The sequence below is a fragment of the Pseudomonas sp. AM14(2022) genome (assembly GCF_036346455.1).
GTDB classification, from domain to species: Bacteria; Pseudomonadota; Gammaproteobacteria; order Pseudomonadales; family Pseudomonadaceae; genus Aquipseudomonas; species Aquipseudomonas putida_A.
In genome coordinates, this window is sequence record NZ_JAOTNY010000004.1 from 103,035 (window position 1) to 118,018 (window position 14,984).

At 62.5% G+C, this 14,984-nt stretch carries 13 protein-coding genes; 4 read left to right on the forward strand and 9 right to left on the reverse strand.

The genetic code is table 11. From position 1 onward, the window contains the following. Nucleotides 1-91: 91 nt before the first annotated feature. From V3W27_RS09925 to V3W27_RS09935, 3 genes are all read left to right on the forward strand, one after another. Entirely contained in the window at nt 92-898 is an 807-nt protein-coding gene (locus tag V3W27_RS09925) for a TatD family hydrolase (protein WP_330206490.1), read from the forward strand. 214 nt (nt 899-1,112) lie between these two features. Beyond that, nucleotides 1,113-2,594, forward strand: coding sequence for a methyl-accepting chemotaxis protein (locus V3W27_RS09930; RefSeq protein WP_330206491.1), 1,482 nt, complete (start codon nt 1,113-1,115; stop codon nt 2,592-2,594). Nucleotides 2,595-2,807: 213 nt separating this feature from the next. After that, entirely contained in the window at nt 2,808-3,173 is a 366-nt protein-coding gene (locus V3W27_RS09935; RefSeq protein ID WP_027612458.1) for an Mpo1-like protein, read from the forward strand. A gap of 5 nt (nt 3,174-3,178) precedes the next feature. On the opposite strand, the gene V3W27_RS09940 is transcribed toward V3W27_RS09935, so the two are convergent. The 3 genes from V3W27_RS09940 to V3W27_RS09950 all read right to left on the reverse strand — a co-directional run bounded on the left by V3W27_RS09940 (nt 3,179) and on the right by V3W27_RS09950 (nt 5,325). Further along, complete coding sequence (locus V3W27_RS09940) at nt 3,179-3,973, reverse strand: acyl-CoA thioesterase (protein ID WP_330206492.1); 795 nt, start codon at nt 3,971-3,973, stop codon at nt 3,179-3,181. 226 nt (nt 3,974-4,199) lie between these two features. Further along, a complete protein-coding gene (locus V3W27_RS09945) occupies nt 4,200-4,967 on the reverse strand; it encodes a CHAD domain-containing protein (protein ID WP_330206493.1) in 768 nt (255 codons plus the stop codon). Between the two features lie 79 nt (nt 4,968-5,046). Continuing rightward, nucleotides 5,047-5,325 carry a hypothetical protein gene (locus V3W27_RS09950; RefSeq protein ID WP_007963692.1) on the reverse strand — a complete coding sequence of 93 codons (279 nt, stop codon included), beginning with the start codon at nt 5,323-5,325 and terminating at the stop codon, nt 5,047-5,049. A 216-nt stretch (nt 5,326-5,541) separates the two neighbouring features. Between V3W27_RS09950 and V3W27_RS09955 the strand changes: the two genes are divergently transcribed. Then, on the forward strand, nt 5,542-6,579 hold the full coding sequence (locus V3W27_RS09955; RefSeq protein ID WP_047598663.1) for a patatin-like phospholipase family protein: 1,038 nt from the start codon (nt 5,542-5,544) through the stop codon (nt 6,577-6,579). A 141-nt stretch (nt 6,580-6,720) separates the two neighbouring features. Here V3W27_RS09955 and V3W27_RS09960 read toward each other — a convergent pair whose 3' ends face one another. The 6 genes from V3W27_RS09960 to kdpF form a co-directional block, all read right to left on the reverse strand. Continuing rightward, the gene (locus tag V3W27_RS09960) at nt 6,721-7,419 is read right to left on the reverse strand and encodes a response regulator (protein ID WP_047295501.1); all 699 of its coding nucleotides are present in this window, start codon (nt 7,417-7,419) and stop codon (nt 6,721-6,723) included. A gap of 48 nt (nt 7,420-7,467) precedes the next feature. Then, on the reverse strand, nt 7,468-10,119 hold the full coding sequence (locus V3W27_RS09965; protein WP_330206494.1) for a sensor histidine kinase KdpD: 2,652 nt from the start codon (nt 10,117-10,119) through the stop codon (nt 7,468-7,470). Nucleotides 10,120-10,249: 130 nt separating this feature from the next. Then, nucleotides 10,250-10,795, reverse strand: coding sequence for a potassium-transporting ATPase subunit KdpC (gene kdpC / locus V3W27_RS09970; RefSeq protein ID WP_330206495.1), 546 nt, complete (start codon nt 10,793-10,795; stop codon nt 10,250-10,252). Nucleotides 10,796-10,926: 131 nt separating this feature from the next. After that, on the reverse strand, nt 10,927-12,990 hold the full coding sequence (kdpB, locus tag V3W27_RS09975) for a potassium-transporting ATPase subunit KdpB (protein WP_330206496.1): 2,064 nt from the start codon (nt 12,988-12,990) through the stop codon (nt 10,927-10,929). A 10-nt stretch (nt 12,991-13,000) separates the two neighbouring features. Then, a complete protein-coding gene (kdpA, locus tag V3W27_RS09980; RefSeq protein ID WP_330206497.1) occupies nt 13,001-14,695 on the reverse strand; it encodes a potassium-transporting ATPase subunit KdpA in 1,695 nt (564 codons plus the stop codon). 8 nt (nt 14,696-14,703) lie between these two features. Beyond that, nucleotides 14,704-14,793, reverse strand: coding sequence for a K(+)-transporting ATPase subunit F (gene kdpF / locus V3W27_RS09985; protein ID WP_007963673.1), 90 nt, complete (start codon nt 14,791-14,793; stop codon nt 14,704-14,706). Between the last annotated feature and the right edge of the window lie 191 nt (nt 14,794-14,984).

Genomic DNA, 14,984 nt, shown 5'->3' on the forward strand with positions numbered 1-14,984 from the left:
AAAAGACAGCTATAACTCGTTGTAGTTCTTGGCTTTTCTTATAAATCTACAGCTCTGGTATGCTTTCCGGCCTTCGGCCCGAGGTAGAACCATGCAACTCATCGATATCGGCGTCAACCTGACCAACCCCAGTTTCGCCGAAAAACATCAGGCCGTGCTCGACCGCGCCTATGCTGCCGGGGTCTGCCAACTGGTGCTGACCGGCACCAGCGTCGAGGGTAGCGAACAGGCGCTGGAGCTGTGCCGGCAACTGGATCAAAGCGGCCAGCGGCTGTTTGCCACCGCTGGCATTCACCCGCATTCGGCCAGTGACTGGAACGCTGACAGCGCGCGTCGTTTGCGCAGCCTGCTGCACGAGCCAAACGTGGTCGCCGTGGGTGAATGCGGACTGGATTTCAACCGTGATTTCTCGCCACGCCCGCAACAGGAAAAAGTCCTCGAAGAACATCTGGCGCTGGCGGTAGAACTGCAGTTGCCGGTGTTCCTCCACGAACGCGATGCCAGTCAGCGTCTGCTGGAAATCCTCAGGGACTTCCGCGATCAACTGCCCGCCGCCGTGGTGCACTGCTTTACCGGCGAGCAAAAAGCCCTGTTCAGTTACCTCGATCTGGACCTGCACATCGGCATCACCGGTTGGATCTGCGACGAGCGCCGTGGCACGCATCTGCACCCGCTGGTCAAGGAGATCAAGCGCGGACGACTGATGCTAGAAAGCGACGCGCCGTACCTGCTATCTCGCACCTTGCGCCCAAAGCCGAAGAACGGCCGCAATGAACCGGCGTATCTGACCGAGGTGCTGCGCGAAGTGGCGCTGCATCGGGGCGAGACCGAGGAAGATCTGGCTGCGCACACAACGGCGTGTGCCCGCGCGTTCTTCAACCTCCCCGCCCTGCCCTGATACACCTCAAATCCCATTGTGGGAGCGGGCTTGCTCGCGAAGGCGGTGTGTCAGTCATTGTTAATTAACTGAACCACCGCCTTCGCGAGCAAGCCCGCTCCCACAAAGGGGCTCAGCGTAGAACCTGTTGACCTGTATCAAGATCTTCAGATCTGCATAGCGGCACAATGCTGGCACCTTGCCGAAACTGTTTCCGCTATCAGAGAAGACCTCCATGGGTGCCTGGCTTAGCAATATCTCGCTGAAATACAAATTCTGGGCGGTCAATGCGGTCGCTTTCGTCACCACCCTGCTGCTGGTGCTGTATGCCGTGCAGCTTGAGCAGCAGGCATGCAGCCACGCCTCACAGGCTTCCGCTCAGGCCCAGGCACAATTGCTCAAGGCCTGGCCGGCCGGGCAGGCGCTGCCCAAGGCCGATCAGGTGCTGACCTTCAAACGCGGTGAAGCGCCGCGCCTCAACGATCAACCGGTGCTGGAGATCAGCGACAGCAACGGCTGGAACGAGATCAACCATCTGCCGCTGTTCGGCAACAACCCGCTGCTGGGCGCCGAAGTGTTCAGTCGTGGCGACGGCGAGCAAGTCGCGGTCATCGCCTATGGCCCGAGCCTGGCGCAAGTGTTCAGTGAACGCTTTGCCAACTACGCGGTGGCGGTGTTCATCCTGATGCTGGCCATGCTCGGCGCTTCGCAGTTGCTGATCCGCTTCCTGCTCAGTCAGCTCAACACCTTGAAAGACGTGATGCTGCACGTCGAGAAAAGTGGTGACCTTTCGGCCCGCGTGCCGCTGGCCTGCAAGGACGAAGTCGGGCAGATGGCCAATGCGTTCAACGCGATGCAGGCCGGTTATCAACGCGTGGTCACCACCGTTGCCAACACCGCGCGGCAACTCGACGTCGGCGCTGCGCGTCTGGCGGCGAGCATGAACGAAGTGCGCCACGGCATGCTCGGTCAACAGAGCGAAACCGATCAGGCCGCCACTGCGATCAATGAAATGACCGCCACGGTTTATCACATCGCCCAGCACGCCGGTGCCACCCGCGACCTGTCGCAGACCGCCGATGGTCTGGCCGGCAGTGGCCAGCAAGTGGTCAGCCGCGTGCAACAGTCGATTGCCGGACTCTCCAGCGGTGTGCAGCAGACTGCCGAAATGATCCAGCGCCTGGCCGAAGACAGCCAGAAGATCAACGGCGTAGTCAGTGTGATCCACAGCATCGCCGAACAGACCAATCTGCTGGCGCTGAACGCCGCCATCGAAGCGGCCCGTGCCGGCGAGATGGGCCGCGGTTTTGCGGTGGTCGCCGACGAGGTGCGCAATCTCGCCAAGCGCGTGCAGACCTCGACCGATGAAATCACCACCATGGTCTCAGCGCTGCAGGCCGGCACCCGCGATGCGGTGGACTTCATGCAGGAGAGTTCGTACAAGGCCGATGACTGCGTGCAGCAGGCGCAGGAGGCGGGCGAGGCGCTGGCGGAAATCACTGGCGCCGTGGCGCAGATGCGCGAGAGCAACACGCAGATTGCGGTGGCGGCGGAGCAACAAAGCCAAGTGGCGGAAGAGATGAATCGGGCGGTGGTGAGCATTCGTGATGTGACCGAAAACACCGTGCAACAGACCGTGGATTCGGCGACCACCAGTAATGAGTTGGCGACGTTGGCCGGGGAATTGAGCAAGGCCATCGGTCAACTCAAACTTTAAGGGACTCATCGCGAGCAGGCTCACTCCTACAGGGGATTTGTGTGCGCAGCAGATCCTTTGTAGGAGTGAGCCTGCTCGCGATGGCGTCAATTGCAACACCATCGAATCCAGCCATTGCACCTATCACCACCATAGCCAACCTTGATTCGCCGCCCCACTCGCCCCGGCCTATTCTTCAAGCATGTGTTCAACATGGATCGAGGAGTAGTCAACATGGGCAAACGTCACCCCAATCTTCCCGCGTGGCAATGGCGCGCGTACCCGAACAATCACCAGCACCCGACCAATCTGGTGTTGCACCTGATTGCCGTGCCGCTGTTCATCGTTGCATTTCTGTTGATCGTGTCCGGCGTGTTCAGCTTGAGTCTGGCCAGTATTGCCATCGGTGTGATCGGTATCGTCGCGGCGCTGGGTCTGCAGCGCCACGGCCACAGCCTGGAGGCGCAAGCCTCCGAGCCGTTCAGTGATCGTAAAGATGCCGTGTCACGCTTGCTGGTCGAGCAGTTCCTGACCTTTCCGCGGTTTTTCCTCAGCGGCGGCTGGTGGCGCGCCTGGCGGGAGCGCCACCGTCGGCATTGAATGATTCAGGCAAAAATCGTCACAGTCTGCCGACTCATGGCGATCAACTCCCCCTCCGCGCTCCACAGCTTGGCGGCGACATGGCCGTAGCCGTCGGCGGCGTATTCGATGTCTGCCAGGTATTTGCACCAGTCCAGCGTGCTCAGGTCGCGTAGCGGTTGCACGAATTCGATGGTCCAGGTCAGCGTGCTGCCCGGTGCCGGTTTCTTCAGGTACGGCAACAAGGCCGGTGGCCAGGCATCCACCAGCGCCAGCAGATGCGCCTCATTGACCGGTTCTTCCTTGACGTCCCCACGCAAACGTACCCAGCCGCCCATCTGCCGCGATGTGTTGCCGGTGAACGGCATGCCGCCGACACTCCAGCGCATCGCCAGATGCCGCATGAATTCCGGGGTCACGCCCTTGATGTAGGGCAACTCCTGGCATTCGTCCCAGTGTTTCATTTCAACTGCCGGATAGGCCTCGACTGCGACTTCCGAAGGTCGCGAAGCACCAAAGCTGCCCTGCACGATCGTCACTACCTGACCGTTCTGCACAGCCCGGCCCAGCACTTGGCTGACCGCTTTGCCTTCGCGCAACACATCGACTTCGAAGCTCACCGGGACTTCCGGTTCGACCGGGCCGACAAAGGTGATCGCCAACGAACGCACCGGGCGCTCCGCCGGCACTTCCGCGCGCATGGTTTCGTATTGCAGCGCCGCGACCAGGCCACCAAAACTGGCTCGCCCCTGACCCCACTCGGCGGGAATGGTCACTTCTGGCTGGCGACGGACCGCCTCGATCAGATCGGAAAAGCGCATGACAACCTCGGCAAGCGAAAAAAGGGATGCAGCGATCTTAACCAGCATGGCAGAGCGCCGCAGCGTCTATTCCGGTCAAATGGACTGACAGAAAGGCCTTAAGGTCAGGAAGATATTCGAATGTGGGAGCGGGCTTGCTCGCGAAAGCGGTGTATCAGTAGACACATCTGTGACTGACACACCGCTTTCGCGAGCAAGCCCGCTCCCACAGGGGATCTGAGTGGATTCAGGATTTGAAGCAGCTTGAACTGAGTTTATCCAGCACCCGATCCGCCTTGGCTTCAGCCTTGATCAGGCCTGCCTGCCACGTCGCGACGCAGGGTTGCAGATCGCTTTCCAGTTCGGCCCGCGCCAGCCACTGCCAGCAATCGTGCCAGTCACCCAACGCGCCCTGCGCCGACTTCAACCGCGGCAGCGCCGGCTCAGGCAGGCGATCGAGTTCCGGATAGGCTTCGATGCCATACCGCACGCGCTTGATCAGCAAGCGCAGACGATGGCGGTCGTGGGCCGGATCGTGCAGGGCCTCGTCGAGTTTTTTCCATTGTTTGTGCAGGCGTTTTTCGATGCGCTTGCCCAGACCCTTGAGCAGCCCCTGACGCTCGGAAGCACGCAGGAAACGCGGGAAGGCATCGAGGATGATCAGCAGCGAAGCGACTTCGGCGCTCGCTGCCAATGCTGGATAGGCTTCGTCCATTTGCGCCATGCGCCGCTGCGCCGCTTGCGGTTGATCATGCTTGAGCAGATACGCCGCCAACACCTCGCGATCACGCCACGGTGTGGTCAATTGACCAACTGCCGACGCCGCGCCCTCCAGTTGCTCGACTCCGGGCAAACCACGCAAGGGTCGCAACAGGCTGCGCAAGCGCCGCACCGTGGTGCGCAAGTCGTGCAGCGCCTCAGGGTCGGTACGCGCAGTCAGGCGCGCCTGACAGGCCAGCAGCCGCACTTCCAGGCTCAGGACATGAGCCACCAACCGGTCAACCAACCCAGACATCGCTTGCTCCTGATTCAAATGGCTTGAAAGACCAGTCTGCCGCTGCAAGGCAGACGCATCCTTGCGTCAGGTCAGCAGCTTAGCGTCCGGCGCGGGATTCGCGAATATAGAAACGGGCTTTCTCGGCCTTGTTGCTGCAGCCTTCAAAGCCTTCGAATTGCTGTTGAGTCTTGGCCGCGGTCAGCAACGACAGCGCCTTGGAGTAGCTGACCGTGCCGGCGAAACCTTCGGCCTTGGCCAAGTCCAGTTCATGCCACGCCGCATCCAGCTGACTGCCACAGCTGTCCCGATAAGCAGTCTTGCCCGCGCAACCGGCCAATGCCAGCGCAATCAACGGCACACAGATCCAGGCTTTCATCACTCACACCTCAAAATAGGTCAACAGTCGTGCAGGTAAGACGTTGCGGCGCGGGAAAAGTGCCTTGGCGCCCCATGAATCTGCGGTGACCAGAGCATAGCGCCGAGCGGTCACGGAGTATCGAAAAAACGACGCCCCTGCCGTCTCCAGCGACCCTGCCGATTGTCGCCCGCCCCCCGAAGGGTGCATTGTGGAGCCTTGTCGGGAGGAAGTTTGATGAAAAAGCGTGTCGCACTGGTGCTGGGCTCCGGAGGCGCCCGGGGCTATGCCCATATCGGGGTCATTGAGGAAATCGAAAGACGCGGTTATGACATTGCCTGCATTGCCGGTTGTTCGATGGGCGCGGTGGTCGGCGGGATCTATGCGGCGGGCAAACTTGACGAGTACCGCACCTGGATCGAAACCCTCGACTATCTGGATGTGCTGCGGCTGGTAGACGTGAGTTTTCGCCTCGGTGCAATTCGCGGCGAAAAAGTATTCGGACAGATCCGCAAGATCGTCGGCGAGATCAACATCGAAGACCTGCGCATCCCCTACACTGCGGTCGCCGCCGACCTGACCAACCAGCAGGAAATCTGGTTTCAGGAAGGCTGCCTGCATCAGGCGATGCGCGCCTCGGCGGCAATTCCCAGCCTGTTCACCCCGGTGATGCAAGGCAACCGGATGCTGGTGGACGGCGGCATTCTCAACCCGTTGCCGATCGTGCCGGTGGTCTCCAGCCACTGCGACCTGATCATCGCGGTCAACCTCAACGCGACCAACCAGCGCCACTACAAATTGCCGGTGATTCAGCGCCCGCCCGCGTTTCGTTCGCGCTTCGACAGTTTGCTCAGTTCGCTGGGTTCGAAGATGCCGTTCCGCCGCAAACAGGCCGAGCAATTGCTGTTGCTGGAACAGGAAGCGCTGCGCGCCGAAGCCGCCGACATCAACCCGTGGCTGGAAGGCAGCGAACCGGAAAGTCAGCAACCGGCAGCGGCTCCCGAACGCGAAGGCGCACCGAAATCCGCCACCGGTTCGTTCATCATCGACAACGTCGGGCCGGCGTCACTGCTGGACCTGATCAACCAGAGTTTCGAGGTGATGCAGACCTCGCTGGCGCAATACAAGATCGCCGGTTATCCGCCGGACATCCTGATCAACGTGCCGAAGCGCGTGTGCCGGTTTTTCGAGTTCTACAAGGCGCCGGAACTGATCGCGCTGGGGCGGGAGATTGCGCGGGATACGCTGGATCGGTATGAGAGTGAGCAGGGCTGAAATCACGGCTGGCTGTCAGGGCCTCTTCGCGAGCAAGCCCGCTCCCACAGTGGCCGGTGTGAAACACAAATTTCAATCACACCGGAGAATCCTGTGGGAGCGGGCTTGCTCGCGAAGGCGTCAGCTCAGCCAACCCAAAACCTACAGGCTGTTGTCACTCAACAGCCGATACCCAACCCCCGCCTCCGTCACAATAAACCGCGGCCGCGTCGGATCATCCGCCAGCTTCTGACGCAAATGCCCGACCACAATCCGCAAGTAGTGACTGTCCTCGGTATGCGTCGGCCCCCAGATGTCCTTGAGCAATTGCTGCTGGGTGATCACCCGGCCCGGATGCCGTGCCAGTTGCGCCAACACTGCGTATTCCTTGCGAGTCAGCGCCACTTCGGCACCGTCGAGCAGCACGCGCCGATAGGCCAGGTCCACGGTCAACGGGCCGAACGTCAGCGCCGCCTGTTGCGCCTCGCCGGCCGGTGCCTGACGCAACAGCGCACGGACCCGGGCGAGGAATTCCTGAATGCCGAACGGCTTGGTCACGTAGTCGTTGGCGCCGCCATCCAGCGCCTGGACTTTCTGCCCTTCGCTGGCCCGCACCGAAAGCACCAGCACCGGCGCGGTGGCCCATTCGCGAAACTCGCGCAGCACCTGCTGGCCGTCCATGTCCGGCAGGCCGAGGTCTAGCACCAGCAGGTCGGGTTTGTTCAACGCCGCCTGCGCCAGGCCCTCGGCACCGGTGCCGGCCTCCAGCACTTTGTAGCCTTGTGAGGCGAGGCTGATGCGCAGGAATTTACGGATCTGCGGTTCGTCATCGATGACCAAAATGGTCGCGGTCTGGCTCATGAATTCACATCAACACAAAAGATTGGCAAGAGAGTAGCGCAGTCGCGATCAGGCTTCATTGTCCATCCCCGGTTGCGTCTGCAATGGCAGGTGCAGGGTGATGCTGGTGCCGTGCCCGTCGATGCCGTCGGCGACGCTGATGCGGCCGCCATGCGCGCCGACCATGCCCTGACAGATCGCCAGGCCCAGACCGGTGCCCTGCCCACCGCGATCACCGCGTGCGGCGGTGTAGAACATGTCGAAAATTTTCGCTCGCTCGTCCTCGGGAATCCCCGGGCCTTCGTCGCTGACCGTGAAGAAGATCTCTTCGTTATTGGCACCAGCACTCAATTGCAAACGCCCGTGTGGCGGCGAGAAGCGTGCGGCGTTTTCCAGCACATTGACCAGCGCCTGCTCGATCAGCGCCGCATGCACGAACAGTAGCGGCAACTCGGACGGCACATCGGTGCTGACCTGCAACGGCGCGAGCACCGCACGCAGGCGATTGAGCGAACTGCCGACGATGTCCGCCGGCGCCACCCAGTCGCGCGCGAGCTTCAATGCACCGTGGCCGAGGCGGGTCATGTCCAGCAGGTTCTGAATGTAGCGATCGAGGCGTTCGGCTTCGTCGCGGGTGCCTTCGAGCAACTCGCGGCGATCCTCCAGCGGAATGGCTTCGCCGAGGGCCAGCAGGCTGTCGATGCTGCCGCGCATGGCGGTCAGCGGTGTGCGCAAATCATGCGATACCGAGGCCAGCAGCGCACTGCGCAACTGCTCGGTTTCACCGTGCAAGCGCGCGGCTTCCAGATCGTCCGCCAGTTGCGCCCGCGCCAGTGCCTGAGCCAGTGGCTGACTCAACGCAGTGAGCAGGCGTCGACGCTGGCCGCTCAAAGTCTGGCCTTCTTTGGCGCAGACCCCGAGCAGCGCCAGCGGCCCGTCCTCCACCGACAGCGGCCACCACCACCAGCGACCGAACGGCAGCGTACCGGTGCCCATGCCGGCCGGTTGATCGTGTTGCCAGGCCCAGTCGGCGGCGGCGCGTTCGGATTCGCTGAATTCCAGTGGCCCGCCGGTCTCGACTTTCCAGCCGCCCTGGCCGTCGCGGTTGAGCAGGCACAATTGCAGATCGCTCCAGCCGTTGAGGTGCTGCGCAGCAGCGCTGATCACTGCCTGACGATCCGTCGCCGCAGTCAGTTTGCGCGACAGATCGAGCAGCTCTGTGGTCTCTTCCTGCGTGTCGCGCAACGCCTGCAACTGCCGCCGCTGACGCGCCGCAAGATTGCCGGTGAGCGCCGCCATCAGCAGGAAGAACAGCAAGGTCAAAACGTCTTCTTCGCGCTGAATGGCGAAGGAAAAATTCGGCGGAATGAACAGGAAGTCGTAAGTCAGAAACGACAACGCCGCGCAGGCCAGCGCCGGGCCCAGACTGCTGCGCACCGCCACCAGCAGCACCGCCGCGAGGAACACCAGCGAGATGTTTGGCAGCGGCAAAATACTCGATACCGCCCACGCCAGGGCACTGGCCAACAGCGTGGCAACCAGCGCCAACAGATAGTCGAACCAGACCAGCGTCGGCGTCGCCCGCAGACGCGGTTGCGGGTGTTCATGGTCGTTGTCGAGGACGTTAATTTCCAGGCCGTGGGCCTGGCGCAGCAAACGCGCGGCGAGCCCGCCACCGAACAGGCGACGGCGCAGACTCGGCCGCGACTGCCCGACCAGCAGCAGACTCGCCCGGCGTTCGGCAGCATGCTGAATCAGGGTTTTCGCCACTTCGCCGGCGCGTAACAACACCACTTCGCCGCCGAGGCGTTCGGCCAGTTGCTGGGCATTTTGCAGGCGCAGGCGCGATTGCTCGTCGCGCACTGTGCCGTTGTCGACATGCACCAGACTCCACGGCAAATGCCGGCGCTGGGCCACGCGGCTGGCGTGACGCACCAGGCGTTCGGCATGCGCATCGCCATCGACGCCGACCAGCAAACGTCCGCGCACCGCTGGAGCTGCCTGACCAAGTTGGCGGTAGCCTTGAGCGAGATCGTTATCGACCTGCGCGGCCGCCGTTTGCATCGCCAGTTCGCGCAGCGCGGTGAGGTTGGTCTGGGTGAAAAACGCATCGATCGCCGCCCGCGCCTGTTCCGGCACGTAGACCTTGCCTTCGCGCAGACGCTCCAGCAGCTCGCGCGGTGGCAGGTCGATCAGCAGCAGTTCGTAGGCTTCCTGCAGCACCCAGTCCGGCAGGGTTTCGCGCACCTGCACACCGGTGATCCCGCGCACCTGATCGTTGAGACTTTCCAGGTGCTGGACGTTGACCGTGGTGTAGACGTCGATGCCGGCGGCGAGCAGTTCCTGAATATCCTGCCAGCGCTTGGCGTGACGACTGCCGGGGGCGTTGGTGTGCGCCAGTTCGTCCACCAGTACCAGCTTGGGTTTGGCTGCGAGCAGGCCGTCGAGGTCCATTTCTTCGAGCATCACGCCACGGTATTCCGAGCGCACCAGCGGCTGCTGCGGCAACCCGCCGAGCAGCGCTTCGGTTTCCGCACGACCATGGGTTTCGACGACGCCGGCGATGATTTTCACGCCCTGGCGCAATTGCGTGTGCGCGGCCTGGAGCATCGCGTAGGTCTTGCCGACCCCGGGGGCGGCGCCGAGGAAAATCTTCAGCCGGCCACGGCCGTCGCGGGGCAGGTCTGCTAACAGCGCGTCGGCGCGGCCGGAGTCGCTCATGCTTGATGTTCTCTCTTCCAGATAGTTATGCGGTGTTCTTTCGGTCCTCTTCGCGAGCAGGCTCGCTCCCACATTTGGAACACGTATTCCTGTGGGAGCGAGCCTGCTCGCGAATGGCCGCGCCGCCGGTTCAGAGTTTTTCCAGCGCCATGTTCAGCTCCAGCACATTCACCACCGGCGGCCCCACCAGCGGCTGTTCGATGTGCGCATCGAGCAGTTGCTGCAAGGTCGCCACCGGCAAGTTGCGCGCTTGCGCGACACGCGCCAGTTGATAGGCAATTGCCGCCGGTGGCAAGTGCGGATCGAGTCCGCTGCCGGAGGTGGTCAGCAGCGCCAAGGGCACCGGCCCCTGGCCTGGCACCTGCAACTTGTTGGCGTCGTCGATTACCCGAGTTGCCAGCGCCGGATTGCTCGGCGCGAGGTTGCTGGCGCTGCTGGAAACGGTCGCGAAGGCGCCCGCCGAAGAACGCGGATGAAACCACGCATCACCGACGAAATCCTGGGCGATCAACGACGAGCCGCGCACCTTGCCATCGGCGTCGTGCACCAGGCTGCCGTTGGCCTGTTCAGGGAAAGCGACCTGCGCAACACCGGTCACCACCAGTGGATAGGCCACGCCGGTGATCAGGGTCATCAGCACCAGCAGGCTCAGGGCCGGACGTATCATTGTGGACATTGCAAAATCCTCGAATTCAGAAAGCGGATACCGCGTTAATTCAGGTGGACCGAGTCGACTTCATCGCCAGCAGGCTGGCTCCCACAGGAGGCCGCATTGCAAATGTGGGAGCGAGCCTGCTCGCGAATGGATCACACCAAATGCAAAGCCGTGAGCAGCATGTCGATCGCCTTGATCCCCACGAACGGCACCAGAATCCCGCCCAGTCCGTAGATCAGCAGGTTGCGCCGCAGCAGTGCCGCGGCACTCGCTGCCTGCACGCGCACGCCACGCAGTGCCAGTGGAATCAGCACCACGATGATCAAGGCATTGAAGACGATCGCCGAGAGGATCGCGCTCTGCGGACTGGTCAAGTGCATGATGTTCAGCACGCCCAGTTGCGGATAGATCGCGGCGAACAGCGCCGGCAGAATCGCGAAGTATTTGGCCACGTCGTTGGCGATGGAAAACGTCGTCAGCGCACCACGGGTCACCAGCAATTCCTTGCCGATCTGCACCACGTCCAGCAGCTTGGTCGGGTCGCTGTCGAGGTCGACCATGTTTGCGGCTTCGCGTGCGGCTTGCGTGCCGTCGTTCATCGCCATGCCGACGTCAGCCTGGGCCAGCGCCGGGGCATCGTTGGCACCGTCGCCGCACATGGCGACCAGACGACCGTCGTTCTGCTCAAGGCGGATGCGCGCCAGTTTTTTCTCCGGGGTGGCTTCGGCGAGCACGTCATCGACGCCCGCTTCTGCCGCGATGGCCGCAGCGGTCAACGGGTTGTCGCCGGTGACCATCACCGTGCGAATCCCCAGTTTGCGCAGCTCGGCAAAACGCTCGCGAATGCCTGGCTTGACCACGTCCTTGAGATGGATCGCACCCAGCAGCTTGCCGTCGGCGCAGACCAGCAACGGCGTGCCGCCGCTCTGCGCGATCTTGTCGATTTCCCGCGACAGCGCCGGGGCCAGATCGGAGCGTTGTTGGCCGAGGAACGACAGCAGCGAATCGACTGCGCCCTTGCGGTAAACGCGGCCCTGATAGTCGACACCGGACAAGCGGGTTTCCGCACTGAACGGCACGGCAGTCAACGTATCCAGTGCCGGCTCGGTTTGCGGATGCAGACCGCGCAGGTACTCGACGATGGATTTGCCTTCGGCGGTTTCGTCCGCCAGCGAAGCGAACAACGCGCCTTCTGCCAGTTCGCGACCATTCACACCCGGCGCCGCATACACCGCGCTGCAACGGCGGTTACCGAAAGTGATGGTGCCGGTCTTGTCCAGCAGCAACACATGCACGTCACCGGCCGCTTCCACGGCGCGCCCGGATTTGGCGATCACGTTCAGGCGTACCAGTCGATCCATCCCGGCAATACCGATGGCGGACAACAGGCCACCGATGGTGGTCGGAATCAGCGTGACCAGCAGCGCCACCAGGAACACCAGCGGCAGGCTGCCGTTGGCGAAGTGGGCGAACGGCTGCAGGGTCACGACCACCAGCAGGAAGATCAGGGTCAGGCCGATCAGCAGGATATCCAGCGCGACTTCGTTCGGGGTCTTCTGGCGCTTGGCGCCTTCGACCAGGGCGATCATGCGATCGAGGGTCGACTCACCGGGGTTGGCGGTGATCTTCACCAACAACCAGTCGGACACCAGGCGCGTGTTGCCGGTGACCGCCGAGCGATCGCCGCCGGACTCGCGAATCACCGGCGCCGACTCACCGGTGATCGCCGCTTCGTTGACCGCCGCAATGCCTTCGATAACTTCGCCGTCACCGGGGATCATCTCCCCCGCCTCGACGCGCACCACATCACCCTTGCGCAGGCTGGCGGCGGGCACCACCTGGAAGCTGCCATTGGCCAGTTTGCGCCGCGCGCTGAGGCCTTCGCTGCCAGCCTTGAGGCTGTCGGCGCGAGCCTTGCCGCGACCTTCGGCCAAGGCTTCGGCGAAGTTGGCGAACAGCACGGTGAACCACAGCCACAGGGCAATCTGCGCGGCGACGAAAGTCGGCACGACGTTGTCCGGGATGAAGCACAGCACGGTGGTGAAAATCGCCGTCAGTTCGACCACCAGCATCACCGGCGAACGCACCAGTTGGCGCGGGTCGAGCTTGACGAAGGCTTGCACCAGCGCCGGACGCCACAGGGCCGAGATCGCGGTTTTCGGTGCTTCTGCCGACTTCGTCGGCACCGCAGGTTTTGCAGGAACATGCATATTCATGATCGATTCCTTAGAAGCCCATGCTCAAGTGTTCAGCAATCGGACCGAGCGCCAGAGTCGGCAGGAAGGTCAGGCCGCCCACCAGCAAAATGGTCACGGTCAACAGGGTCACGAACAGCGGGCCGTGGGTCGGGAAGCTGTTCTGGCCGATCGGTGCGGTTTTCTTCATCGCCAGGCTGCCGGCCAGGGCCAGTACCGGCAGGATGTAACCGAAGCGACCGATCAACATGCCCAGACCGAGCATCAGGTTGTGGAACGGCGTGTTGGCACTCAGGCCACCGAATGCCGAACCGTTGTTCGCGCTGGCCGAGGTGTAGGCATAGAGCAACTGGCTGAAACCGTGCGGGCCAGGGTTGCTGATGGTCGCCGCCGGGCCAGGCAGAGCAGCCGCGATGGCGCCGAGTACCAGCACGCCCACCGGCATCACCAGCAAGGTCACCACCAGCAATTGCACTTCCCGCGCCTGCAGTTTCTTGCCCAGGTATTCCGGTGTGCGGCCAATCATCAGGCCGGCGAGGAACACTGCGATCAGCACGTTGAGCAACATGCCGTAGAGCCCGGCACCGACGCCGCCGAAGATCACTTCGCCGACCATCATGTTGACCAGCGCGACCATGCCGCTAAGCGGGTTGAGGCTGTCGTGCATGCCGTTGACCGAACCGTTCGACGCTGCGGTGGTGGTCACCGACCACAGCACGGTGGCGGTGGTACCGAAGCGTGCTTCCTTGCCTTCCAGTGGCGCGGTCTGTTCGACCGCGACATTGTTCAGCGCCGGGTTAGGCTGATATTCGGCCCACAGCGAAGTCGCGCCGCCGATCAGGAACAGTGCGAGCATGCAGGCGATGATCGCGCGGCTCTGACGCTGGTCTTTCACGTAATGACCGAAGGTGAACACCAGCGCTACCGGAATCTGGATGATCGACGCGAGTTCGAACAGGTTGCTCCACGCGGTCGGGTTCTCAAACGGATGCGCCGAGTTCACACCGAAGAAGCCACCGCCGTTGGTACCCAGTTGCTTGATCGCAATCTGGCTGGCCGCCGGGCCGAGCGGGATCACTTGATCGACGCCCTGCATGGTGACGGCATTGACGTATTGCGCGAAGGTCTGCGGCACGCCCTGCCAGACGAGGTACAGCGCCAGCAGCAGGCACAGCGGCAGCAGGCCGTAGAGGGTGGCGCGGGTCATGTCGACCCAGAAGTTGCCCAGAGTCTTGGTCGACTTGCGCCCGATGCCACGGCACAGCGCAACCAGCACCGCCAGGCCGGTGGCGGCACTGACGAAGTTCTGCACGGTGAGACCGACCATCTGACTCAGGTAGCTGAGGGTCGCTTCACCGCTGTAGGACTGCCAGTTGGTGTTGGTCATGAAGCTGACCGCGGTGTTGAACGCCTGGGTCCATTCCTGGCCCGGCAGGTTTTGCGGGTTCAGCGGCAGGTGATCCTGAAACAACAAGATCGCGAACAGCAGCAGAAAACCGGCGAGGTTGAACGCGAGCAAGGCCAGCGTGTACTTCTGCCAGCTCTGCTCAGCCTGCGGATCCACCCCGGCAATTCGATAGCAACCGCGCTCGACCGGGCCGAGAATCGGCGTCAGCCAGGTGCGCTGACCTTCCATCACCTTGTAGTAAAAGCGCCCGAGGAACGGCGCCGGCAGCAAGACCACCGCAAAAAACGCGAGGATCAGCCAATAGTCATAACTGTGCATAGCCGCTCCTAGTTCCGATCCGCGCGCAACAGCGCAACCAACAGATAAATGAACAGCCCGGCTGCCAACAGCAGGGACACCCCGTCCAGAACGCTCATGGAAGATCTCCGTTTTACGGCGTATTGCCGCGTGTGGAGGCATTGTCGGAAAGGAGGCTGTAAAGGAACGAGACCGAGGGAGTTGGCTGGGCATAAAGAAAGCGTAAAGAGTGGGTTTATGTGTTCGTTACAGGTGGGGTTTGCGTCGTGTTGGCGGGCCCCTTCGCGAGCAAGCCCGCTCCCACAGGGGA

Coding starts and splice junctions, on each gene's coding strand:
- V3W27_RS09925 (WP_330206490.1), top strand. CDS start 92: ATGCAACTCATCGATATCGGCGTCAACCTGACCAACCCCAGTTTCGCC.
- V3W27_RS09930 (WP_330206491.1), top strand. CDS start 1,113: ATGGGTGCCTGGCTTAGCAATATCTCGCTGAAATACAAATTCTGGGCG.
- V3W27_RS09935 (WP_027612458.1), top strand. CDS start 2,808: ATGGGCAAACGTCACCCCAATCTTCCCGCGTGGCAATGGCGCGCGTAC.
- V3W27_RS09940 (WP_330206492.1), bottom strand. CDS start 3,973: ATGCGCTTTTCCGATCTGATCGAGGCGGTCCGTCGCCAGCCAGAAGTG.
- V3W27_RS09945 (WP_330206493.1), bottom strand. CDS start 4,967: ATGTCTGGGTTGGTTGACCGGTTGGTGGCTCATGTCCTGAGCCTGGAA.
- V3W27_RS09950 (WP_007963692.1), bottom strand. CDS start 5,325: ATGAAAGCCTGGATCTGTGTGCCGTTGATTGCGCTGGCATTGGCCGGT.
- V3W27_RS09955 (WP_047598663.1), top strand. CDS start 5,542: ATGAAAAAGCGTGTCGCACTGGTGCTGGGCTCCGGAGGCGCCCGGGGC.
- V3W27_RS09960 (WP_047295501.1), bottom strand. CDS start 7,419: ATGAGCCAGACCGCGACCATTTTGGTCATCGATGACGAACCGCAGATC.
- V3W27_RS09965 (WP_330206494.1), bottom strand. CDS start 10,119: ATGAGCGACTCCGGCCGCGCCGACGCGCTGTTAGCAGACCTGCCCCGC.
- kdpC (WP_330206495.1), bottom strand. CDS start 10,795: ATGTCCACAATGATACGTCCGGCCCTGAGCCTGCTGGTGCTGATGACC.
- kdpB (WP_330206496.1), bottom strand. CDS start 12,990: ATGAATATGCATGTTCCTGCAAAACCTGCGGTGCCGACGAAGTCGGCA.
- kdpA (WP_330206497.1), bottom strand. CDS start 14,695: ATGCACAGTTATGACTATTGGCTGATCCTCGCGTTTTTTGCGGTGGTC.
- kdpF (WP_007963673.1), bottom strand. CDS start 14,793: ATGAGCGTTCTGGACGGGGTGTCCCTGCTGTTGGCAGCCGGGCTGTTC.